We start from the raw sequence: 22,194 nt of genomic DNA, 5'->3' as shown, positions 1-22,194 counted from the left end.
AAGCAGCCAGCGCATGAGATTCCGGACTCGGGCGCTGCACCATCGACAATTGACGTTATTCGCTTGGAAGGGGGGGATTGGAGCTTGGCCTCTTCCTCAGGATTAAGCCAAAAATGCCCGTCTCCTAAATCCAGGAAACGGGCATTTATATGGGCGTACGTGTTAGTCATTACTTTAGCGCGCCGTAATATATCCTTCAGCTTTCAGCAGCTCGGCGATCAGCACGGCGCCTCCGGCGGCGCCTCTAAGCGTATTGTGGGATAGTCCGACGAATTTGAAGTCGTACAGCGAATCTTCGCGCAGACGGCCGGCGGAAATGCCCATGCCTTTCTCGAGGTCACGGTCCAGGTTCGTCTGCGGCCGGTTCTCCTCTTCAAAATAGGTGATGAACTGCTTCGGCGCGCTCGGCAGCTCCAGTTCCTGCGGGCGACCTTTGTAGTTCTTCCAGCTTTCCAGAATCTCTTCCTTGGAAGGCTTGTTCTCGAAAGAGACAAATACAGTGGCCAGATGGCCGTCCGTAACCGGGACGCGGATACATTGGGTAGTGATTTGCGGAGCGGACGCTTTTACAATCTCTCCATCTTCAACGGTTCCCCAGATGCGGAGCGGCTCCTGCTCGCTCTTTTCTTCTTCTCCGCCAATATAAGGAATAACGTTGTCCAGCATTTCCGGCCAGTCGGTGAATGTCTTGCCCGCCCCGGAAAGCGCCTGGTAGGTGCTGGCAACAACCTGCGTCGGTTTGAAGCCGCGCAGGGCGGTCAGCATCGGCACATAGCTCTGAATGGAGCAGTTAGGCTTGACGGCAATGAAGCCGGTTTCGGTTCCGAGACGCTTGCGCTGGCTGGAGATAACCTCCAGATGTTCGGGATTGATCTCCGGAACGACCATCGGGACGTCCGGCGTCCAGCGGTGGGCCGAGTTATTCGAAATAACGGGAACACCCGCTTTAGCGTAGGCTTCTTCGAGGGCCTGGATTTCATTCTTCTTCATATCGACGGCGCAAAAAATCAGGTCGACCCCGGAGGCTACTTCCTCAACATGCGAAGCGTCCAATACGGGAATATTCTTAACACTTTCGGGCATCGGTGTGGAGAGCTTCCATCTGCCCTTTACTGATTCTTCGTACGTTTTGCCCGCAGAGTTCGCGCTGGCGGCGATTGCTGCAATCTGAAACCACGGATGATTTTCCAAAAGAGCGATGAAGCGCTGGCCGACCATGCCGGTTCCGCCGACAATACCGGCTCTAAGCTTTTGTGTCATGACGTTTTTCAGTTCCTTTCGAAGGCCGTAAAATAGCGGCATATAATGTACTGAATTATAAAGGATATGCCGGGAACGTTCAATATGAGAATGCACCCAAGCGGCATAATTATTTCATAATGTGTAAGGATTATGACGGATTTTTAGATGCCAATTGCATGAAGGGTTTGGGTGACGAACCATCTGTGTTTTTCATACATCGAGTCCTCGGTGACTTGATCCAGTCCCCAATCGGGAAATTTGGACAGACGTAATGCGGCGCATAAATCCCAGTAAGGAAGATTGGTGAAATCAATGTTCGTCATCATGGATTGATATTGCCCGGTGAATGCATTCATGGCCTCTAATCCAAAATGAAACAGGACTTCGAGCCGGCTGTTGGCAAGATCCGCCAAAGGATCGCCTATTGCCGCGTCTTCCCAATCGATCATGCTGGCAAGCCTGCCGTCCTTCCACAAAATATTTCCCGGCCAATAATCTCCATGCAGGATGACATCTTTATTGGTCCGAGGTAAGGGCCAAACGGATTTCAACATATCCCGGATCAAGCCCTCGTTCAATGATTTGTCCATTTTCACAGGAATATCCAGCATTTCCGTGATTATTTCTTCTTGTTTAGGCAGAAAATCCAACTGAAGTTTTGAGCAATCTACGCTGTGGATATAGGTCAGATGGGTTGATAATTGGGACAGATACTGATTTAAGTTGGAAGGATTGAAATCCGTCTTGCCTTCCATAAACTCCATGACTAAATAAGGCTTCTGGAATATCTCGCAGGATAGGTCGAGAAAGTAAGGCGCCGGCACAAGCAGTCCTTCGGACTTCAGAAGTTGTAAAAGCTTGTATTCGTCAGCCGCAATCTGCGGATTTCGCCTAAGATCAGCCTCGCCGTGCTGACGGATAATCATTGTTGCAACTTGCCCGTCGCTCAGTAAAATCTCAAGCGCTGTCACCTGAGCGGATACTCCGCCTTCCATCTCCCTTATGCCAAGCAGTTCGCCTTCGGTATCGATCCGGTGCACCACTTGCTCAAACTTTGTATCTTTACCGGATTTAGCCATAAGTCCCTCCAAGTAAGCTTGCCATTGCTGCTCATTCGTTTTTCCCTCTATAATAAAAGAGTATAGCATAGTGTGGTACATTGCTTTTCCCTCGTCTAAGGGACATCAGGGTTATTAAGGGGTATTAATAGATATAGAGAGGAGTGAAGGTTATGACGACATGGAATTTGCAGGGTACGGCATGCCATTTGCTTGTCTGCGGGGGGAGCAGCTGCAAGAAACGCAAAAGCGGGGAGATTGCCCAGGCGATCAAAAAAGAAATTGAGAAGCAGGGCGGGGAGGCTCTGATTCATACGACGTTTACCTCCTGCGCCGGACGGTGCGGAGATGCGCCGGTCGTTATTTCCTATCCCGAAGGGATCTGGTACGGGGATATGTCGCCAAAGCGGGTCAAGATGCTTGTCAGAAAATCGCTGCTGGGCAAGCGGTTCAAAAAAAATATGCTGTACACGTTCGGGAAGAATGGCATGAGAGCTTCAGCCAAAGAGGGAATGAAGGGAAAGAAAAAGGGGAAAAATTAGAGTATTACAGGTCTTCGGCCTTACCCGCACTCGGCAAAATAGCCGTCTGCGGGTTATTTCTTTTTGCCGCGCGGGGCATTATCATCGAGTTGTTGGAAAAAAAAGAAAAGAATAGAGGTGAACGAACCGGATGTTCGTAAAGCTTGCCGACCGTGATCCCGTCCTAAACGGAAAAGTGTTCTTGAAAGACGAGATCCGTTTTAATCTGCTGCATCTGATTTGTGGGAGTCCGGAAGCCCTGCGAATCAAGACCAAGAGCGAAGATCTGATATTTGCCCAGACTCCGGGCTTCAATCCCTGGCTGTGGATTTCCCCAGAGCTAACTGAAGAGCGACAGGATGAAATGCTCCGGAAGCTGGCGGAGCATGTGCGCTCCCAAGCGTTTCCGGGGATATCCTCCGATTCCGGGACCGCATTGTCTTTTGCACGTTATTATGCCGAAGGCCGCGGGCTTAAGGTTGAGCCATATATGATACTGGAAGCGTACATATGTCCCCAGGTTAGGCCCCCGGCAGATGTGAATGGATATATCGAACGGGCGAATGCGCGGCATACGGAAATGGTTGCGGCGAATATGTCCGCTTTTTCAAAGGAAGTATTCGGTGTCACGCCCATGCCGGACGAGGTGTATAAAGCGGCCACAGCGGCTATTGGAACAGGAGGGTTATATCTGTGGAATGTAGACGGCGTACCGGTCGCTATGGCGAGAATCGCTCACCGTACGGCCCGGCATGCCCGGATTAACGATGTGTATACGCAGCCGGGCGAGAGGAAGAAAGGATATGCCAGCGCCATTGTGGCTGCCATTTGCGGTTACTGCATACGGGACGGCTTGACTCCGCTGCTGTATGCGGACGCCAAAAACCCGGACTCCAATAAGGTGTATCAGTCGATCGGCTTTGTGGGCGCAGGAAGGATCGCGGATATAAGGTTTCGGTAATTTGGCTGCTGGATTTGACTTGTCTGCCGCATGTTGACTATGCTATTAAAAAACCCGACTTACACTTACTTGATCGCCGCAATGGGAGGCTTCAATATGCAAAGATTCCAAATCTGGCCGGAAAGATTCCGCAAATTTTTTCTGAACAATAAATTCGTCGTTTTTCTACTTGTGCTGCTGCTTATCGGACTTAATGTACTTGTATTCGCGAGGATACCGTTCATCTTCATACCGTTATCGGTGCTGCTTCATACGGTGGCGCTGCCTCTTATTTTGTCGGGTGTCGCCTATTACCTGTTGAATCCGCTGGTGGACCGGCTGGAGCATAAGAGCAGGGTTAAGCGCGCCTATGGGATAGTGATTTTGTATCTTCTTATTATCGGCGTCATTACCATTATTCTGCTGACGGTCATTCCGATTATCCGGGATCAGCTCATGGATCTTATCGACAACTTCCCCCACTACAGCGCCCAAATCCAGGAGGAATTCAGGGATTTAACGGGCAGCCGGCTATTCGATCAGCTTCAGCAGAACATGGGAACAGACGTCAGTTCGCTGACGGGGCGAGTGACCGAATGGCTCACCACCTTTCTACATAACGCTCTAAATGGTGTGGGCAGCTTCGTCGGAACGCTTACCGAGATCATTCTGGGGATTGTAACGACGCCGTTTATCCTTTTTTACATGCTCAGGGACGGCAAACGTTTACCCGACTACATTCTGCGTCTGGTGCCTACCGCGCTGAAGCCGCAGACCCGGATGGTCATGTCCGAGATGAACCAGCAGATTTCTTCCTATATCCGCGGGCAGATTATCGTTAGCTGTTGTATCGGAGCGCTGCTCTACATCGGCTATCTGATCATCGGCCTTAAATATTCGCTTGTGCTCGCAATTGCTGCAGCTTGTACGGCAGTTGTTCCTTATCTGGGTCCGGCCATCGCAATTACGCCTGCGCTTGTCGTGGCACTGGTCACCTCGCCATTCATGCTGCTGAAGATGATTATTGTCTGGACGGCCGTTCAACTGATTGAAGGCAAGTTCATCTCTCCGCAGATCATGGGCAAGACGCTGAAGATTCATCCGATTACGATCATTTTCGTGATTGTTTTTGCCGGAAAAATGTTCGGTGTGATCGGCATTGTTCTGGCCGTGCCCGGTTACGCCGTGCTGAAGGTAGTGGTCACGCATATTTTTCAGTGGTTCCGTTTTCGTTCCGGACTGTATGCCCCGTCCGAGGACGGCAAAGAACAGCCATAAGACAACTGAGGAAAGGATGAACGCTTGTGAGACAGCCTGAAGCTGCAACGATGTACGGAAAAGTGCGGGGCATACAAGATCAAGGCATTAACGTCTGGCGCGGTATTCCTTTCGCCGCTCCTCCTACCGGCGAACTGCGTTTCAGAGCGCCACAGCCTCCGGTAAGCTGGAACGGGGTGCGGGACGCCTTCGCCTTCGGCCCGGTATGCCACCAGCCGCCTGACCGGAAAGGCACCCGCTTTCCCGGAGGAGCGCCGGTCTACGATGAGGACTGCTTATACCTGAATGTATGGGCGCCTGCCGCGGCAGAGTCTCTACCTGTAATGGTATGGATTCACGGCGGGACGTTTCTGACCGGAGCGGGCAGCCAGCCGCTGTTCGACGGAACCGCTCTTGCCTTGAGCGGGAATGTCGTTGTCGTATCGGTCAATTACCGTCTGGGACCGTTCGGATTTCTTCATTTGGCGCCGCTGGGCGATGACTACTCATCCAATGCGGGATTGCTGGATCAGATCGCCGCGCTGGAATGGACGCGCGGCAATATTGCCGGTTTTGGCGGCGACCCGCAGCAGGTAACGGTATTCGGCGAGTCGGCGGGGAGCATGAGCATCGCCGCGCTGCTGGCGATGCCGGCCGCGCGCGGCCTGTTCGCGGGAGCAATTATGCAGAGCGGCGCATCCCAGGCGTTTCGTCCCGAGCAGGGCGAGGCAGTTGCCTTAGGGCTGCTCGCCGAGCTGGGCATAGACCGGGCGAACGCAGCCTGCTTACGGGAACTTCCGGCCGAGGCCATTATGGAGGCGGCGGGAAGTTTAGTGCAGCGGCTGACCGGAGGTTCGCCCGCCATGATCTTTCAGCCGGTGGTCGATCCCCTGACACTGCCGGAAGAGCCGCTTCGGGCCGTCGCGAACGGTTCTGCGGCGGGCATTCCGCTGCTGATCGGAACGAACCGCCATGAAGGCCACTATTTTTTCCGTGAAGGAGCGCAGGTACCGGCAATCGAGGAGTCGCTGAAGGCGCTCCAGCAAGCGTTGGGTACTCCGGATCTGTCAGGGTTTGCCTCACATTATCCTGCGAACTGGGAGGGGCCTGCCGGGATCTTGACCGATCTGTTCTTCTGGGGCGGTGCGATTGCGTTTGCGGAGAGCCAATTGGAACACGGACCGGTCTGGATGTACCGCTTCGATTGGGGGGTGGAGGAGCATCCGCTGCTTTCCAGAGCGGTACACACCGCGGAGATCCCCTATGTCTTCGGCAATATGTCGCATTTGCGGCGCTTGGGACTTGCAATCAGCCCGTCGATGAAGTCGCTTTCGAGTGCGATGCAGAGTGCATGGATCGCATTTGCCTATGGCGGAAGTCCGGATACCGGAGAGCTCGCGTGGCCGGAGTACCGGCTTACGGAGCGCGCTACCCTTATTTTTGACGAAATCGCATTCGTGATAAAGGACCCTGACCCGGAGAAACGCCGGCTGGTGTTCAAATATATTTCGTAAGAAGCATATCGTTTGCACAAAACTCTTTACGAATCAGGGAAAAAGGAATATGCTGGGTTTGTGAAAAAAATTACGGAATACAAGATTCTCGGGGTAAGGTGAAATTCCTGACCGGCGGTGAGGTTCGCGAGGGCGAGCCGCAGCCCGCGACTCCCTTGTTCCAAGCTGGAAAGAAGGGACTGATCTGGTGGAAATCCAGAGCCGACGGTAAAGTCCGGAGGAGAGAGGATCAAAGGATAGGAACGACTTTTTTGCTATGGACGTTTTTATCGGTATAACCCCCGAGATGGCCTGAAAATGGCACTCCGGGGGTTTTTGGTCTTAATCGGGATTTTGTATCGACAAGGAGAAATGATCGATGAGTAATGTAACTGCTTCTTCCCACACGGTACGTACGGCGCCGCTGCGCGGCGGATTCTGGCTGGTGGCTCTTGGCGCGGCCCTATGGGGCGTTGATCCGCTGTTCCGCATACTGCTGCTGAAGTCCCTGACTTCGTCGCAAATTGTGCTGCTGGAGCATGTGGTGCTCTTTCTGGCGGCCGCTCCCGTGTTATGGCGCCGCCGGGCGGAGCTAAAGGGAATACGCCTTCGGCATGCGGCTGCCTTGATCTTTGTATCCTGGGGTGGATCGGCCGTGGCGACCATCCTGTTCACAAAGGCGCTCTCAAGCGGTGACATTAACGCTGTGGTGCTGCTTCAGAAGCTGCAGCCGCTGTTCGCTATCGGCCTTGCCGCCCTGCTGCTGAAGGAACGGCTGCCCCGCTATTTCGGCCCGCTCGTTCTGCTTGCGCTCCTTGGCACCTATTTGCTGACCTTTGGCTGGAGCATGCCATTCGGGCAGGCCGCCAGCTTCATCGGAATCGGCGGCATAATGGCTCTTGGAGCAGCTGCGCTGTGGGGCGGGTCGACCGTCATGGGCCGCTATCTGCTCGGCACAATGAAGTACGAGACCGTTACTTCGCTGCGTTTTGTTCTCGCGCTGCCGTTTCTATTCGTCCTTACGTCGATGGAAGGAGCGCCTTGGCAGCTGCATGGCGGACTTGGTTCCTCCGCCGCCGTGGCGGTCAATCTGCTGCTGCAGGCGCTGCTTCCCGGGCTGCTCAGCATGCTGCTGTACTACAAAGGACTGAGTACAACCAAGGCCTCCTTTGCCACACTGGCAGAGCTAAGCTTCCCGATGACCAGCCTTGTACTGAACTGGATCGTCTACCGCCAGCTTGTCACCTTGCCGCAGGTTCTGGGCTTTGCGATGATCTGGACCGCGCTGTTCTTCATCTCCAGCCAGCAAAGCGAATCGCTTGAGGCGGCGAGCCAGCCGAATTCATGAGAGATGATTTGGAACGCCTGAGGGGACAGCCCCAGGGCAATTGTTCGAATACAGAAACGTCCAAGCCCGGTTATCGCCGCCGGCTTGGACGTTTTTTTCTGCTCTTTGAAAAGTCAGTTGGTATGGGGAACCAGCTTTATGGACCCGTGGCCAAGCGCTGCCAATTGGCCCGGGGTCATGAACAGCCCGCCGCCAGTGCTGAAGCTGTTTGAAGGTGTGAGGGTGATTTTTGCCTCTCCCTTCGAAATTGTATATTGATAATTCGAGGCTTTATAGGATGTTCCCGGCTGATCCAAGAGCTCCACCCTCCAACCCAGAGCTTTCGCGAGAGGCCGTACAGGAATCCAGCGTTTGCCGTCCGCCTCAAATACTGTACTTACCGGGATGCTAAGGCCGTTGATTTCCGCCGTAAACTCATATTCTTCTATAACGGGAACCGGGACGACGGGTAGTTCTGCAGGGTTAATGCCAGTAGGAAGGGCCGATGCCGGTCTGGAAAGGAAAGAAGGATAGATGGCCGACCGTTCTGCTTCACTCGTGAGAAGATGGGAGGTAGACGTCTTCAGATCGTACACCCGCAGCAGCCGGCGCGGCTCGTTTTCCACATACAGCAGTTTGGAGATGGAATTGTTGAAGGCATACATTCGGCCTGCAAGGACGGTTGATCTTTTGTTAGTTTCGGGATTGTAGGCAGTAATCATACTCTGCCTGGCCTGGTTGTCATACCCGGACTCCAGCAGCGTGTGTTGATCATACCAACCCGTAAGAAAGCTTGTCCGCGTAGTTTTGTACAATGAAACATCGCCTGTCTTCATATTTTTTAAATAATAATCGTTAAGCTTGGCAATGTAGTCGCTGTATGGCGATAGACTCTTTACATAAAGATAGCGGGAACGCTCCAAAAGTCCCCATTTCCCGTCAGGAGACAGCGAATAGATATTTTTATGGACAATGGCTTGGCGATCCGGATCGTATACGTAGCCGCCTTCGGGATCATCCGAACCTCCGATTATCAGTGAGCCGTCCTCAGCTGTTCTGAAAAAACGGAATGGTTCCTGCCATTTGGCAAAAGTACCGTCCTGCCGTTTGTAGACCACCGCATGTTGATAATTCCCGTCCACTGAGTAGCTGATCGAGTAAAGCTCGACTCCTTTGGTGGCATCTACCACGTAATCCTGCACGCTGTTTTCGGATTCAGCGTGTACGGAAGGCAGGACTTGTACACTAAGGGTCAGCAGCACCGCGGCGGCCAGGATCGATCGGAAAAAGGCTTGGGATGATAACTTCATTTTTTTGACTGTTCCTCCTTCTTTTTCAATATTGAAGTATAGACTCATTCAACCACGATAAGTTTCGGGAAATTCCGCATATAAGTATTGTCAGTCTGATGAATGCCCATGAATAAGAGTAAAAATAAGCCTTTTTATCCATACTACCGTTAATCTGGCATACTGCGTTAGTTTGAACTAGGAGGACAAGCGGATGAAGACCCATTCTGGCTCCGCCATCTATATACAACTGAAGAATCGGGTGACGCTTCCTCAAGGTAAGGGTGTGAAGCTTGGCGACATTGCATACCTGATCGCCCCACCGGAGTGGGAGGAGCCGCTGAAATCGCTGCTTCTGATCCAGCCGGAGTACAGTGACGGCAACCTGATTCTCATCGATCTGCTGAAGGTCATTCCCCTGGTAAAGAAGCTGGTGCCGGATGCCGATATCGAGCCGATTGGAGAAGGCAGGACGATTGTCCAGATCAGCGAATCCAAGGGCGGGAAGAAGCCGTCGTATGCGATGTTCGCGCTTGTCTGGCTGCTGCTGTTCTTCGGCGCGGCGCTGACAATTATGAATTTCCATGCGGACGTTAGCATGCAGGAGGTCCAAATCCGGATTGTGGAGATGCTGACCGGCCGCAGGGACGAGCATCCTTATCTGTTCCAACTGGCTTATTCAATCGGTATCGGGTTTGGCATGGTCATCTTTTTCAATCATCTTTTTAAGAAAAAATGGAATGAAGAGCCGACCCCTCTTGAGGTGGAAATGTTCCTGTATCAGAAAAATATCGACCAGTACGTCATTCATGAGGAATACCGGAAAATGAAGCTGGGCGAAGGTGGAACAAGCGAAAGGGAGGAAGTGTAAATGACGGCTCCGATCGAAGTGGGCCTGAATTTAATCCTTGGCATTGCGGGAGGCATCGCCGTCGGCGGCGGGGTGATCGCCCTGTTTGTCGTACTCGACATGATTCCGCGGTTGGCGCAGCTGACGAAATCTTATGATAAGGTTCACTGGTATGAGGGCGCAATGGTCAGCGGATCGCTGCTTGGCACGGTGAGCGATTTCTGGAACTGGCAAATTGCAGCGGGCCCGGTGGCCGAAGCGGCGGTCGGCCTGTTCGGGGGAATCTTTGTCGGCATGCTTGCCGCCGCCTTGACGGAAGTTCTTAACGTGCTGCCGATTTTGGCCAAACGCCTTCATATGACTTCACACCTGTTCGGTCTGCTGATGGCGATGGTATTTGGCAAAGTGGCGGGTTCCTTATTTGATTGGTTTGTGTATCGACAGTAAACGGAGGGCTAGAGATGAGCAAATACATTCATAGCGGTGATTACTTGGACAGCGAAGGACCGAAGCAGCCTCTTTCGGATGTAGAGAACGCCGGGACCACCAGCGGGGCGTCCGATCCTGTTGTGGAGCAGGGAGCCATGGAAGATGGCGCGGTGGTAGGTGTTGGGGAGGAGCAGAGTGCTGGTGCTGTGTTGGCGGCAGGTTCAGGCGGGGAGCAAGACGCCGAGGATACCGTTGCGGCGGCTGACACCGACGCTGAGCAAAGTGCCGTGGATACCGTTACGGCGGTTGACACCGACGCTGAGCAGGGTGTTGTGGAAAGCGGCACGGCGAGCGGTGCCAGTGAAGGGGTGAGCGCTGGAGCAGTTGACTTGGCGACGGGCTTCGTAGTGAAGCAGAGTACCGAAGCGGACGACATGGAAGCATCACGGGAGCTTGGAGCTCCGGATGAGAGTTCCGAAGGAGGAATATCCGGCTTTATCAAGAGTATTTTGCCTGGTGAAGACGGTAGTGAGGAATCTTCTTCGGAGCAGGCTCAGGCAGGTTCGAACAATGCCCCGGACGAAGACCAATCAGCAGAGCAAACCGGTGATGAACCGCAAAAGAGTGAGGCAAAGCAGGGTGCGGAGAGCCTTCAAGAAAAGGAGGCAGCTTCTGGGCAGCCTAAAGATCCCAAACAGGAGAAAAGGGATAAGGAACTGTCTAATTCCGTGAAAGAATCCATTCTGTACTGGCATGGCGATGACAAGATTCCGGAATCGCTTGATCAGACAAAAGAAATTCTGACCGAAGTTATGGGTCTTGGAGCGTCATTCGATGTAGTATTCCGGGAAATGTTCTTAGGAGGAAGAAAGACGGGTCTTTTATTAATCAGCGGCTTTGCCAAGGACGTCGTTCTGGATGAGATTCTAAAAAGGCTTACCTACTTGACCCCTAACGACATGTCTTCCGATGCCTTAGCCGCATTTATGAATGAGTACATCCCTCATATCCAGGTTGAAAAGGCAGAGGAGCTAAGCGTGGCGATCAACCAGGCGTTGGCGGGGATGAGCGTTCTGTTTATCGAGGGAGAATCCCGGGTCATTATCATGGATACGCGGCTTTATCCGGTTCGGGGGCCGGAGGAGCCATCCATCGAGCGGGTGGTGCGGGGGGCGCGCGACGGGTTCACGGAGACGCTGCTGAGCAATATCGCCCTTGTGCGGCGCAGGCTGCGCGATCCGGGACTGAAATTCGAGCTCCACAAGGTGGGCCGGAGGACACAAACGGATGTGTCCATCGCCTATATCGACGATATTGTGGATAAAACGCAGGTCAAAGCGGTTGTAGACAAAATCAAGAGCGTGAACATCGATGGTATTCCGCTGGCCGACAAGCAGTTGGAGGAGGCGATTATAGGAAAAAATTGGAATCCATATCCTATGGTCCGCTATTCCGAGCGGCCGGACATTGTTGCCTCCCACCTGCTTGAAGGCAGGGTAGTCTTATTCGTAGATACGTCCCCCAGCGTAATGGTTATCCCGACGACGTTTTTCGATTTGTGCCAGCATGCTGAAGAGAACCGCCAGACACCGCTCATGGGCTCTTATTTGCGGTGGGTGCGGCTCGCCGGCATCTTCGCTTCGATCTTCCTGCTGCCGCTCTGGATGCTGATGGTAATCCATCCCGAGTTGAAGCCCCCGATGCTCGAATTTATCGGTCCGCAGAAGAACGCCAAAATTCCGCTGCTCGCCCAGTTTCTGATCATCGAGTTCGGTGTGGATCTGCTGCGCATGGCCGCGGTGCATACGCCGTCACCGCTAGGTTCGGCCATGGGTCTGATTGCTGCGATTCTGATCGGAGACATTGCCGTAAAGACGGGGCTGTTCGTCAATGAGGTTGTCCTGTATATGGCCGTGGCTGCTATCGGCATGTTTGCTACGCCAAGCTATGAGCTTGGTCTGGCCAACCGGATTGTGCGGCTGCTCCTGCTTTTGGCCACAGGCTTCTTCCATGTTTCCGGACTTGTGGTCGCCTCGACCCTGTTCATCGTTCTGCTGACGGTCAACCGTTCCTACAACTCATCGTATCTGTGGCCATTCATACCATTTAATGCAAAGGCCATGGGGGCGATTCTGTTCCGCATGCCGGTGCTTTCTGCCAAAACAAGGCCGTCTTTCGATAAAACGAGGGATAATACGCGGATGTCGTTATCCGCCGGCAAGAAGGACAAATCGTAGGATAATACAAATCAACTGCGTATTTGTCCATTCTATGGCGTTCCCTTCCTCTGCTATACTGAATAGCATAAAAGTATGGGATGGATATTCCACAGAAATCGGAGGATTGCGAATATGTATTTACACGGGACGAGCCGGATTAACGATGCCGGTCATTTGGAAATCGGCGGATGCGACGTTACGGAACTCAAAGCCGAATACGGAACTCCGCTATATATCATGGATGAACAGCTGATCCGCCGCCGCTGCCGCGAATATATGGACGCTTTTGCCGCCAGCGGGCTGGGCTTTCAAGTAGCCTATGCCAGCAAGGCGTTCTCGGTAATGGCGATGTGCCGGCTTGCGGACGAAGAGGGGCTTTCTCTTGATGTTGTCTCCGACGGTGAGCTTTACACAGCTTTGCAGGCCGGATTTCCGGCGGAGCGGATTCATTTTCATGGAAACAACAAGACGCCATTTGAAATCGAGATGGCACTGGACGCGGGAATTGGCTGCTTCGTCGTCGACAACTTCGTCGAGCTCGAGCTTCTGCAAGCCATCGCGGCGAGCAAGCATGTAAACGTCAATATTCTGCTGCGCGTAACGCCAGGTGTCGAGGCGCATGCGCATCACGCCTACGCCGCCACCGGCCAGACCGATTCGAAGTTCGGCTTCGATATTGGCAACGGCACCGCCTTTGAAGCGGTAAAGCAGTCATCCGCCAAGGACAATCTGACGCTGCTGGGCGTACATTCGCATATCGGCTCCCAGATTTTTGAGACGGAGGGCTTTGAAATGGCAGTTGAGCGTGTAGCCGACTTTGCCCGCCGCGTGAAGGAAGAACTGAACACCGAGTTCCGTGTGGTCAACCTCGGCGGAGGCTTCGGCATCCGTTATACCGAAGGCGACACGCCGCTGCAGGTATCTGAATATGTCTCCGCCATCACTGGCGCGGTGAAGAAGTATTTTGCGGGAATCGGCACGAAGCTGCCTGAAATTTGGGTGGAGCCGGGCCGCAGTATTGTCGGCGACGCAGGAACGACTCTGTATACGGTCGGTACGAACAAGACAATCCCGGGCGTACGCAAGTATGTCGCGGTTGACGGAGGAATGGGCGACAATCCGCGTCCTGCGCTCTATGAATCGAAGTATGAAGCGCTGCTGGCAAACCGCGCAAATGACCCGGCCGTGGAGACGGTATCCATCGCGGGCAAATGCTGCGAAAGCGGCGATATGCTGATTTGGGATGTGGAGCTGCCGGAAACGAAGAGTGGAGATCTGCTCGCCGTAGCTTGCACAGGCGCCTATAACTATTCCATGGCCAGCAACTACAACCGTATCGCCCGTCCGGCCGTTGTATTCGTGCAGAACGGACAAAGCGATCTTGTGGTCAAGCGCGAAAGCCATAACGATCTGATTGCCAATGACATTATTCCGGCGCGGATCGCTAAACAGACGGTAACAAAATAACGCGGGTAGCGCGGGCTGGAAGGCCATCATGCACATCATGTGCAGTGATGGCTTTTTGCCGTGATTGGAGCCGGCCGAAACTGCGTGAAATTCCTGGCTTTGGTTACGCATTGGTGATCCACTGCTAATGTGCCGCCTGCAAGGACCTGGAAGAAACGGCAGGCATCAGAAGCGGATTTACATGCTTTGCTTTGGGAAGACTTTCATAGTAAACTGTAAAAGTATTGCACATTTTGTCCAACGTGAAAGGGGTATTTATATATGGCAAAACAAGCGAAAATCACACTTGAAAACGGCGGCGAAGTCCTGTTGGACCTGTTCGATCAGGACGCACCCAATACCGTAGCTAACTTTGAAAAGCTGGCGAATGACGGTTTCTATAACGGTCTTGTGTTCCACCGCGTTATTCCGGGCTTCGTGGCCCAAGGCGGCTGTCCGAACGGAACAGGCACCGGCGGACCGGGATACACGATCAACTGCGAGATCAACCCGAACAAGCATGAGCGCGGAACGCTCGCGATGGCGCATGCCGGACGCAACACAGGCGGCAGCCAGTTCTACATCAGTTATGCTCCGCAGCCGCATCTTGACGGCCAGCATACCGTGTTCGGCAAAGTTGTAAAGGGCATGGAGTATGTCGACGCCTTCCAAGGCCGCGACAAAATGACTTCCGTGGAAGTTTACGAAGCGTAAGAACACTTTTAGCCAAAGCTCAATCAGTAACCATAAAGCCCGGCCGCATGATCCGATTTATTCGGAGTGCGGCCGGGCTTTTTTTTTTCAAAAAAGACGATTAAACGCTCTCTTAGAAATTTTCCCGTCATTTTCCACGCAGCGGCTTCTTGTGCAGATCACGTTCTTTATAGTAGACTATAGTTATTCCTTATTAAGAACAGTTATAGGCTGCTATGATACTTAAGACAGACGCCCAAATAATTCCACCTTCAGAAAATAAAAAAACCAAGATCGAAAGTGAAAAAGTGGGTAATACAAATTAGGGATAAAAGGTGCTGTCGCCGCTCCTGGCATACCGGCAAAGAACAAGAAGGAGTGAGATACTTGATGCGTACAATTAACATAATGCCGGCAGAAGAAGCGTGATGAGATATACATAAGCACGCAAATATGAAAAATGGTTCTTTTATAGTCAGTTCTGCTGTATTAATTGTAACGGACAATTCCCCTGATTCACTAGCAATCCAATTTATATAGATTTGAACGCGGTACTTTACCGTCAATTGACATGGGAGAGGGGAAAAAAGGGATGACGTTGCGGAAATTGATGAGGAAAAGAATCGCCTTGTGGCTCGTGATCCTAATGCTGGTTGCCGAATACAGCTATGGTCTCGGGTTTACGACTGAAGTCAAGGCGGGAGCTATCGAGAACGACACAAATATTATCACCAGTGTTACAATGGCGGTCTATGGTCCCGGAGGGGAGACGGTTACGGGCGATGTCTACGAGCAGGGCTCCGAGGTAACGTTGAATTATACTTGGGCCTTGCCGGATGGGCATAGTTATAAGGCCGGGGACACGTTTACTTTCCATCTGCCCGACCAGTTCAAGCTGTTCAATGATATCAGCGGTCCGCTGGTTTCCGATGAAGGCGACGTGGGCAGCTTTACCGTTAACAAAGATGATCATCTTGTTGTCATGACATTCAACAGCTTTATTGAAGACCATGACAATGTACATGGAACGCTGAGCTTCCGTACCAAGTTCGATAAAGAGGTTATCAAAGGAAGCACGGTTCAAGAGATCCTGTTCCCGGTCAACGGGGATACCCAAGTGGTCACCCTTCGTTTCAAGCCAAATGTCGCGTCCACCATCGAGAAAAAAGGAACGCCGGAGGGCTACAACGCGGAGAGCATTCAGTGGTCGGTCGATGTGAACAAGACACTGGAATCGGTCTATGGCGCGGAGATGAACGATCCCATTCCGGCAGGCTTGACCGTTGATACGGTAACTGCCGCTGTCTATCAGCTTGATGTTCAGCTGGATGGAACGGTGAGTCAAGGCCCTCTTGTTGATTCAGCAAAATACACCCTGGATGTTCAGGATGGAACGCTTAAGCTGAAGTTTGCCGATTCTCCGATCACGGGCGCATACCGTATTGTGTTTTCCACAGTGATTAATGATCTGACCAAAACGAAATTTACAAATAAGGCGTCTTTCTCAGGCGATAATTTGCCTCCGGTGATCGCTTCGGCAACGGTAGCGGTTCAACGCGCGCCGAGCCTGCAGAAATATGCAATTCGATATGAACCCTCAACCCAGACTGTCACCTGGGGTATCAATTACAATTATAACTATGGTACGATTCCGCAGGCTGATGCGATGTTGAAGGATTTATTCAATGACAGTCAGGAATTGGTTCCAGAGTCCGTTAAAGTCTACAATGTGAGCGTGGATTCCGATGGAAAAGTGGCGGTTGGCTCACAGCTGGCGGAAGGAACGGATTATACGGCAACATCGGCTTCCGCAGTTGGAAAAACCGGGTTTAAGCTTCAGTTTATGCGGGATGTGACCACGCCTTATTTTATCGAATACAAGACCAAGAACAAGGGGCGTCTGTTTGACTCCAAAAGAATATACAACACGGTAACCTCCGGCACTTATAACGCGGAATACAATCAGGATATTCACCCCGTCATTATTTATAAAACGGTTGATGCCGCCGGAGCTGATTACCGCAACAAAACCGTAGACTGGAAAATTACGATCAATGAGGACAATTATCTGATGGACGACGTTGTCGTCAAAGATACTTTTCCTTCCGGCGGCCTTACATTTATTCCAGAGTCGCTGGTAGTCAAGAGCGCCTCGGGAACCGTGGTTCCTGCTTCGGAATATACATTGGAGTACGCCCAGCCCGTTGTGCAAGGGGAAGGATTCACCGTAACTTTCAAAAAACCGATTACCGGAAAATATACGATCAGCTATAAGCTGCGCTTTGACTATTATGGCATCAAGGACGGCGGGGATAAATTCTATAATACGGCAACCGTTACCTGGGACGAAGGGACCGCCTCGGCAAAAGCTGTATTTAATCCCCGGATTGAGGTTAAGAACAACGGATTCAAATATGGGCAGTACAATGCGGCGTCCAAGGAAATAACATGGTCGATTGGAGCCAACTATAACGGCAAGCAGCTGCAAAATGCGGAGATTGTTGACGCCATTGAGGCGCCGCAGCAGCTGGTGCCCGGATCGGTGAAGATCAAGCAGTTATATTTATGGCCGAATGGCCTGACCTGGAAAATGTCCGACCTGAATGTGAAATACTCGGTTACACTAGGCAACGACAATGTGCTGAGAGTGAAATTCGACGAACCGGTGAATTACCCTTTCTATGTCGAGTTTAAAACGACTCTGGAAGGACAACTGATCAACAGCGCGAAAGTCTACAATACGGCAAGCATTTATGACGGAAATAAGAAGGTATCGGGAGATCTGACTGGCGCTGTGACCATTCCATATGGCGGAGAGTATGTCGTCAAGAGCGGAGCGCAGGTTGGCGACAAGATTAACTGGACGATTAATATCAACCGGGGCCAATCTTTCATAAGGAATGCGAAGATTACGGACGTCGGAAGCGCGAATCAAATGCTCCTGACTGATTCGTTCCATCTGTATCCTACGACGGTTGCTCAAGACGGAACGCCGACCAAAGCAACTCCGGAGCTTGTAAAGGGAACGGATTATACCCTCGACATCACCACAACGAATGAAGGCAAGCAGACATTCGTCTTAAGCTTCGTGAAAGACATTAAATCGGCGTATATCCTGGAGTACCAGTCGCTGATTGCGGCCCGAAGCGGAGAAACAGTGACGAATGGCGTTACGCTCAGCGGCAACAATGTGGTGGAAGTGACGAAGGAAACTTCGACTGAGATTATCGTCGGCGTGTCCAGCGGCTTTGGAACAGGCAGCGGTTCAAGAAGCATGCTGACGATCAAGAAGCTGGACGACAACGATCACATGAAGCTTCTCATTGGAGCGACCTTTGATTTGTATCGTCTGAACGGAAGCGAACGCTTGTTAATCGGAACGAAAACGACAGGGGCGGACGGTACGGTCATATTTAACGGTATATTGTCTGGAAGCTATGTATTGGTAGAGACGAAGGCCCCCGAAGGCTATGTTCTCGATGCCGCCGAGCATCCGGTGACCGTTGGTGCAGGGGCATATATTGTACTGCCAATAACCAATCATAAGCTCCCTTCGCCAACACCGTCCGTAACACCGTCGCCAACGCCGTCAGCCACACCGTCCGCGAATCCGTCGGTCGTACCATCGGTGTCGCCGTCCGCGAATCCGTCGGTTGCGCCATCGGTGCCGCCGTCCGTGAACCCGTCGGTTGCACCATCAGTGCCGCCATCCGCGAACCCGTCGGTTGCGCCATCGGTGCCGCCGTCCGCGAACCCGTCGGTTGCGCCATCGGTGCCGCCGTCCGCGAATCCGTCGGTTGCGCCATCGGTGCCGCCATCCGCGAATCCGTCGGTTGCGCCATCAGAGCCGCCGATCGTGACACCGCCCTCAGCATCATCTGAGTCGCCGTCCGTAACACCGTCGCCAACGCCGTCAGCCACACCTACGGCTTCGAGCGTTACGGGTGTAATCATCCCGGATGAGCAAATTCCGGCAGGACCGGCGAACTCGAGTGAGCCGCAGCCTTCACCGGTACCAAGTGTGACGGCGACGGAAGTGCCTGCGGATGACGAGGTTCCGCTCGGCGGGGTAGACATTGACGATGATGACGTCCCCAAAGGCGGTCCTTCCGATCCGGCTCCAAGTCCCGCCACCGGCAACCTGCCGAAGACCGGTGAAGGAAGTTCGCTTCCGATGTACATGGGCGGTCTGGGTCTTATCCTGGTCGGACTTATCCTCAACCGTTGGTTGACCCATAACAAGAAAACGAAATAACGGCCGGTCAATCATTCAGCAAGCCGGCTGAGCAGGTAAGCGCCCGGGATGGCTCCCGGGCGCTTTGTACTAACATCCAAGCAGAACCAGCTGGGCGCATATATCCTGTTTTTGAGACATTGAGTGCATCATGATAAGCTATACTGATAAAGAAGTGCAAGAGAATCCAAAGAGCGGGGAGGAAGGGTATGCTGCAGGAACAGGTGATATACAGAGTGCTGACTGCCGCACTTGAAACCGGCGCTGATTTTGCGGAAATCTTCGCCGAGGATAAGACAAGCGGACGGCTCGAAATGGTCGGAGGGACGCTGGAAAGCTCCCTTTCCGGCCGTGATTACGGGGTAGGCATCCGGATTTTGCAGGAGAACTTTTCCGTCTATGCATACACGAACGACAGCAGCGAGCAGAATCTGATCGCTACGGCCCGTTCGGCAGCGGCAGCTATTCGTGGCGGCGCAGCCGGCAGTCAGGTAATGGATCTCCGGCGGACGGTCATTGATAATCGCCATGTCATCGGAATTATGCCGGACAGCTCGCAGAAAAAGCGTAATATCGAACTGATGCGGCGCGCCCACACGGTTGCGTCGGGATACGATTCCAGCATTGCCCAGACGAAAATCTATGCGACTAATCAACTGCAAAATGTGCTGATCGCAAACACTGAGGGCCTGTTGGTTCAGGACACGCGGGTCTATACGAGGCTGGGAATCAGCGCGGTGGCGGAGGATGGGGACCAGAAGCAATCCGGCTTCAGCGGTCCGGGCTCCTATGCCGGTCACGAGTTTCTGGAAAGCCTGGACATCGAAGATCATGCCCGGACGGCTTCCCGGATTGCTGTCACGATGGTCAAAGCGGGCTATGCCCCCAGCGGAAGGCTTCCCGTCATTATCGACAACGGTTTTGGCGGCGTTTTGTTCCACGAAGCCTGCGGCCATGGGCTGGAGTCGACCGCCGTCGCTCCAGGATCGTCAGTCTTCGCTGGTAAAATCGGCGAGCAGGTCGCTTCGCCGCTTGTAACCGCGGTCGACGACGGCACGATTGCCAATGCTTGGGGCTCGCTGAATATCGACGACGAGGGCGCCACGACGCAGCGCAACGTCCTGATCGAGAACGGCATACTGAAGGGCTATTTGATCGACCGGATGGGCTCCCGCAGAATGGGCGTGCCTTCCACGGGCTCCGGCCGCCGGCAATCCTATAAATTCGCTCCGGCATCGCGGATGAATAATACGTTTATTTGCAATGGAGCTTCGACCCGCGAGGAGATTATCGCAAATACCGAATACGGCATTTATGCCAAGTCTATGGGAGGCGGCTCGGTAAACACAGCCACGAGCGATTTCAATTTTGCCGTTCAGGAAGCCTATATTATACGTAATGGCAAAATAGCGGAACCGGTCAAAGGCGCGACCCTGATCGGCAAAGGAATCGACTGTCTAAGCAAAATCGATATGGTCGGCAACAATCTCGAACATGGACAGGGCATGTGCGGGTCTGTCAGCGGAAGTCTGCCGGTTAACTGCGGACAGCCTACGATCCGGGTATCGGAAATGACTGTCGGGGGAAGAAAGGGGGAGTAGCGCGTTGAAGATTGAAGAGTTTCAGGAGGTTCTTTTCGCCAAAGGCAGGGAAGCGGGATTCACCGAAATGGAGATTTATTATGCCAACGGTCGATCGATCTCGGTGTCGGTGCTTAAAGGCGAAATTGATGCGTATAAAATAGTCGAGAGCGGCGGTCTGTCGTTCCGCGGCCTCATCGGCGGCAAAATGGGCTATTCATCCACCGAGCGGCTGGATAATGAATCCATAGCCTATTTGCTTGATGAAGCGGGAAGCAATGCCGAAGTGCTGGAGAACGAGGAGCCGGAAGAATTGTTTGCCGGTTCCGGGCACTACAACTCCGTTAATACCTATTCGGCTTCTCTAATTAAGACTTCCCCCGACCAATTGATCGAAGCCGCCCTTGCGATGGAACGCATTGCCCTGAGCGCCGATCACCGCATTGATATGGTTAGACGTTCTGCCGCCTCGGTCAGCGAAAGTGAAGTGCGGATCGTAAATACGAAAGGTCTGAATTGCCACAGAAAGCACAGCTCCGCCTCTGCGAGCATTTATGTGCTGGCCAAAGAATCCAAGGATGCGAAGGAGACCGTGACCGGAGGCTGGTTCGATTTCTCTCTTCGCAGCTTTGACGATATCGATCTGGAAGCGGTGGCGCTGACAGGCGTCCGGGAGGCCGTTTCCAAGCTGGGAGGAGCGACAGTACAGTCGGACAATTATCCCATTATTCTTAGAAATGACGCTGCGACCTCTTTGCTGTCAAGCTTCACTTCGGTGTTCTCCGCGGAGTCGGTGGACAAAGGATTTTCCCGTCTGAAAGGCAAGCTTGGCGAACAAGTGGCTGGGAGCAATATATCGATCATCGATGACCCGCTGATGGAAAATGTGCCGTCGAGCAAGTCGTTCGATGCGGAAGGCAGCGCCACCGAACGCCATGAGCTGATCAAGGACGGCAGACTGCTTACCTTTTTGCATAACCGCAAAACGGCCCGAAAGGCCGGGGTCCCGAGTACAGCCAATGCCGCAAAGGGCGGATACAAAGGCATGGTCGAAGTTTCGCATCATAACCTGTATATTGCACCCGGAACCGCCTCCCTTACGGAAATCATCCGCGGCACAGAACGGGGAATTCTGATCGTGGAGCTTCAGGGTCTGCATGCCGGGACGAATGCGACTTCGGGGAGCTTTTCCCTGGCGGCAATAGGCTATTTGATCGAGCACGGTGAAATCGTAAGACCGGTAAACCAGATTACGGTATCCGGCAACTTTTTTGAGCTGCTTAATGGGATCGAGACGATTGGAAATGATCCGCGGTTTATCGGCAGCTGCACCTCTCCGACGCTCAAGATCGGCTCGTTGTCCGTGTCGGGAGCCTGATTCAAAACCGATTCAAAACCGAACACCGTGTCAAATATCAAGGCAGACGGCGAACACCGCCATCTGCTTTTTTAGTGTACGCCCAGCATGGCCTTCATCTCTTTGTACCTCTGTCAATAAACTCCCCCTTCCTTGTTCCTATCTTTCAAATCGAAGCATCTTCAGCTTAAGACAATTTTCCTGTCAGAGCGGCTCTCGTGGTCTTTAGTTATCCATTTCTTTATTTGTTTCGATGTCT

The 22,194-nt window shown here is 52.8% G+C and carries 16 protein-coding genes and 1 riboswitch; of the genes, 13 read left to right on the top strand and 3 right to left on the bottom strand.

What is annotated here, in order from left to right:
- Positions 1-174 precede the first annotated feature (174 nt).
- Both asd and KP014_RS22665 read right to left on the bottom strand, forming a co-directional pair.
- Positions 175-1,260 carry an aspartate-semialdehyde dehydrogenase gene (asd, locus tag KP014_RS22670; protein WP_090834167.1) on the bottom strand — a complete coding sequence of 362 codons (1,086 nt, stop codon included), beginning with the start codon at positions 1,258-1,260 and terminating at the stop codon, positions 175-177.
- A 143-nt stretch (positions 1,261-1,403) separates the two neighbouring features.
- Positions 1,404-2,321, bottom strand: coding sequence for a phosphotransferase family protein (locus KP014_RS22665; RefSeq protein WP_036602015.1), 918 nt, complete (start codon positions 2,319-2,321; stop codon positions 1,404-1,406).
- Positions 2,322-2,473: 152 nt separating this feature from the next.
- Here KP014_RS22665 and KP014_RS22660 point away from each other — a divergent pair, with 152 nt between their 5' ends.
- From KP014_RS22660 to KP014_RS22640, 5 genes are all read left to right on the top strand, one after another.
- Positions 2,474-2,842: a (2Fe-2S) ferredoxin domain-containing protein gene (locus tag KP014_RS22660; RefSeq protein ID WP_036601986.1), complete on the top strand. Its 369-nt coding sequence runs from the start codon at positions 2,474-2,476 to the stop codon at positions 2,840-2,842.
- Between the two features lie 130 nt (positions 2,843-2,972).
- A complete protein-coding gene (locus KP014_RS22655) occupies positions 2,973-3,782 on the top strand; it encodes a GNAT family N-acetyltransferase (RefSeq protein ID WP_036601985.1) in 810 nt (269 codons plus the stop codon).
- 96 nt (positions 3,783-3,878) lie between these two features.
- The gene (locus KP014_RS22650; protein ID WP_036601983.1) at positions 3,879-5,039 is read left to right on the top strand and encodes an AI-2E family transporter; all 1,161 of its coding nucleotides are present in this window, start codon (positions 3,879-3,881) and stop codon (positions 5,037-5,039) included.
- 26 nt (positions 5,040-5,065) lie between these two features.
- Positions 5,066-6,532, top strand: coding sequence for a carboxylesterase/lipase family protein (locus KP014_RS22645; protein ID WP_090834168.1), 1,467 nt, complete (start codon positions 5,066-5,068; stop codon positions 6,530-6,532).
- Between the two features lie 80 nt (positions 6,533-6,612).
- A riboswitch (FMN riboswitch) is annotated at positions 6,613-6,766 on the top strand.
- Positions 6,767-6,890: 124 nt separating this feature from the next.
- Positions 6,891-7,859, top strand: a complete 969-nt coding sequence (locus tag KP014_RS22640) for a DMT family transporter (RefSeq protein ID WP_036601980.1) — start codon at positions 6,891-6,893, stop codon at positions 7,857-7,859.
- 113 nt (positions 7,860-7,972) lie between these two features.
- Here the strand turns inward: KP014_RS22640 and KP014_RS22635 are convergent, their stop codons facing one another.
- Entirely contained in the window at positions 7,973-9,148 is a 1,176-nt protein-coding gene (locus KP014_RS22635) for a stalk domain-containing protein (RefSeq protein ID WP_036601978.1), read from the bottom strand.
- Between the two features lie 193 nt (positions 9,149-9,341).
- On the opposite strand from KP014_RS22635, the gene KP014_RS22630 reads away from it, so the two are divergent.
- From KP014_RS22630 to KP014_RS22595, 8 genes are all read left to right on the top strand, one after another.
- On the top strand, positions 9,342-9,998 hold the full coding sequence (locus KP014_RS22630; protein ID WP_036601976.1) for a stage V sporulation protein AA: 657 nt from the start codon (positions 9,342-9,344) through the stop codon (positions 9,996-9,998).
- Positions 9,999-10,424: a stage V sporulation protein AB gene (locus KP014_RS22625; RefSeq protein WP_036601974.1), complete on the top strand. Its 426-nt coding sequence runs from the start codon at positions 9,999-10,001 to the stop codon at positions 10,422-10,424.
- Between the two features lie 491 nt (positions 10,425-10,915).
- Entirely contained in the window at positions 10,916-12,643 is a 1,728-nt protein-coding gene (locus KP014_RS22620; RefSeq protein WP_425517287.1) for a spore germination protein, read from the top strand.
- A gap of 114 nt (positions 12,644-12,757) precedes the next feature.
- Complete coding sequence (gene lysA, locus KP014_RS22615; RefSeq protein ID WP_036601973.1) at positions 12,758-14,092, top strand: diaminopimelate decarboxylase; 1,335 nt, start codon at positions 12,758-12,760, stop codon at positions 14,090-14,092.
- Positions 14,093-14,353: 261 nt separating this feature from the next.
- Positions 14,354-14,785, top strand: a complete 432-nt coding sequence (locus KP014_RS22610) for a peptidylprolyl isomerase (RefSeq protein ID WP_036601971.1) — start codon at positions 14,354-14,356, stop codon at positions 14,783-14,785.
- A 589-nt stretch (positions 14,786-15,374) separates the two neighbouring features.
- Entirely contained in the window at positions 15,375-19,019 is a 3,645-nt protein-coding gene (locus tag KP014_RS22605; RefSeq protein WP_216700409.1) for a collagen binding domain-containing protein, read from the top strand.
- A gap of 188 nt (positions 19,020-19,207) precedes the next feature.
- Complete coding sequence (locus tag KP014_RS22600) at positions 19,208-20,599, top strand: TldD/PmbA family protein (RefSeq protein WP_036592090.1); 1,392 nt, start codon at positions 19,208-19,210, stop codon at positions 20,597-20,599.
- Between the two features lie 4 nt (positions 20,600-20,603).
- The gene (locus tag KP014_RS22595; protein WP_036592089.1) at positions 20,604-21,956 is read left to right on the top strand and encodes a TldD/PmbA family protein; all 1,353 of its coding nucleotides are present in this window, start codon (positions 20,604-20,606) and stop codon (positions 21,954-21,956) included.
- The last annotated feature ends 238 nt before the right edge of the window (positions 21,957-22,194 follow it).

The sequence above is a fragment of the Paenibacillus sophorae genome (genome assembly GCF_018966525.1).
Taxonomy (GTDB): domain Bacteria; phylum Bacillota; class Bacilli; order Paenibacillales; family Paenibacillaceae; genus Paenibacillus_AQ; species Paenibacillus_AQ sophorae.
This window is presented reverse-complemented; position numbering and strand designations above follow the sequence as displayed.

Coding starts and splice junctions, on each gene's coding strand:
- asd (WP_090834167.1), bottom strand. CDS start 1,260: ATGACACAAAAGCTTAGAGCCGGTATTGTCGGCGGAACCGGCATGGTC.
- KP014_RS22665 (WP_036602015.1), bottom strand. CDS start 2,321: ATGGCTAAATCCGGTAAAGATACAAAGTTTGAGCAAGTGGTGCACCGG.
- KP014_RS22660 (WP_036601986.1), top strand. CDS start 2,474: ATGACGACATGGAATTTGCAGGGTACGGCATGCCATTTGCTTGTCTGC.
- KP014_RS22655 (WP_036601985.1), top strand. CDS start 2,973: ATGTTCGTAAAGCTTGCCGACCGTGATCCCGTCCTAAACGGAAAAGTG.
- KP014_RS22650 (WP_036601983.1), top strand. CDS start 3,879: ATGCAAAGATTCCAAATCTGGCCGGAAAGATTCCGCAAATTTTTTCTG.
- KP014_RS22640 (WP_036601980.1), top strand. CDS start 6,891: ATGAGTAATGTAACTGCTTCTTCCCACACGGTACGTACGGCGCCGCTG.
- KP014_RS22635 (WP_036601978.1), bottom strand. CDS start 9,148: ATGAAGTTATCATCCCAAGCCTTTTTCCGATCGATCCTGGCCGCCGCG.
- KP014_RS22630 (WP_036601976.1), top strand. CDS start 9,342: ATGAAGACCCATTCTGGCTCCGCCATCTATATACAACTGAAGAATCGG.
- KP014_RS22625 (WP_036601974.1), top strand. CDS start 9,999: ATGACGGCTCCGATCGAAGTGGGCCTGAATTTAATCCTTGGCATTGCG.
- lysA (WP_036601973.1), top strand. CDS start 12,758: ATGTATTTACACGGGACGAGCCGGATTAACGATGCCGGTCATTTGGAA.
- KP014_RS22610 (WP_036601971.1), top strand. CDS start 14,354: ATGGCAAAACAAGCGAAAATCACACTTGAAAACGGCGGCGAAGTCCTG.
- KP014_RS22605 (WP_216700409.1), top strand. CDS start 15,375: ATGAGGAAAAGAATCGCCTTGTGGCTCGTGATCCTAATGCTGGTTGCC.
- KP014_RS22600 (WP_036592090.1), top strand. CDS start 19,208: ATGCTGCAGGAACAGGTGATATACAGAGTGCTGACTGCCGCACTTGAA.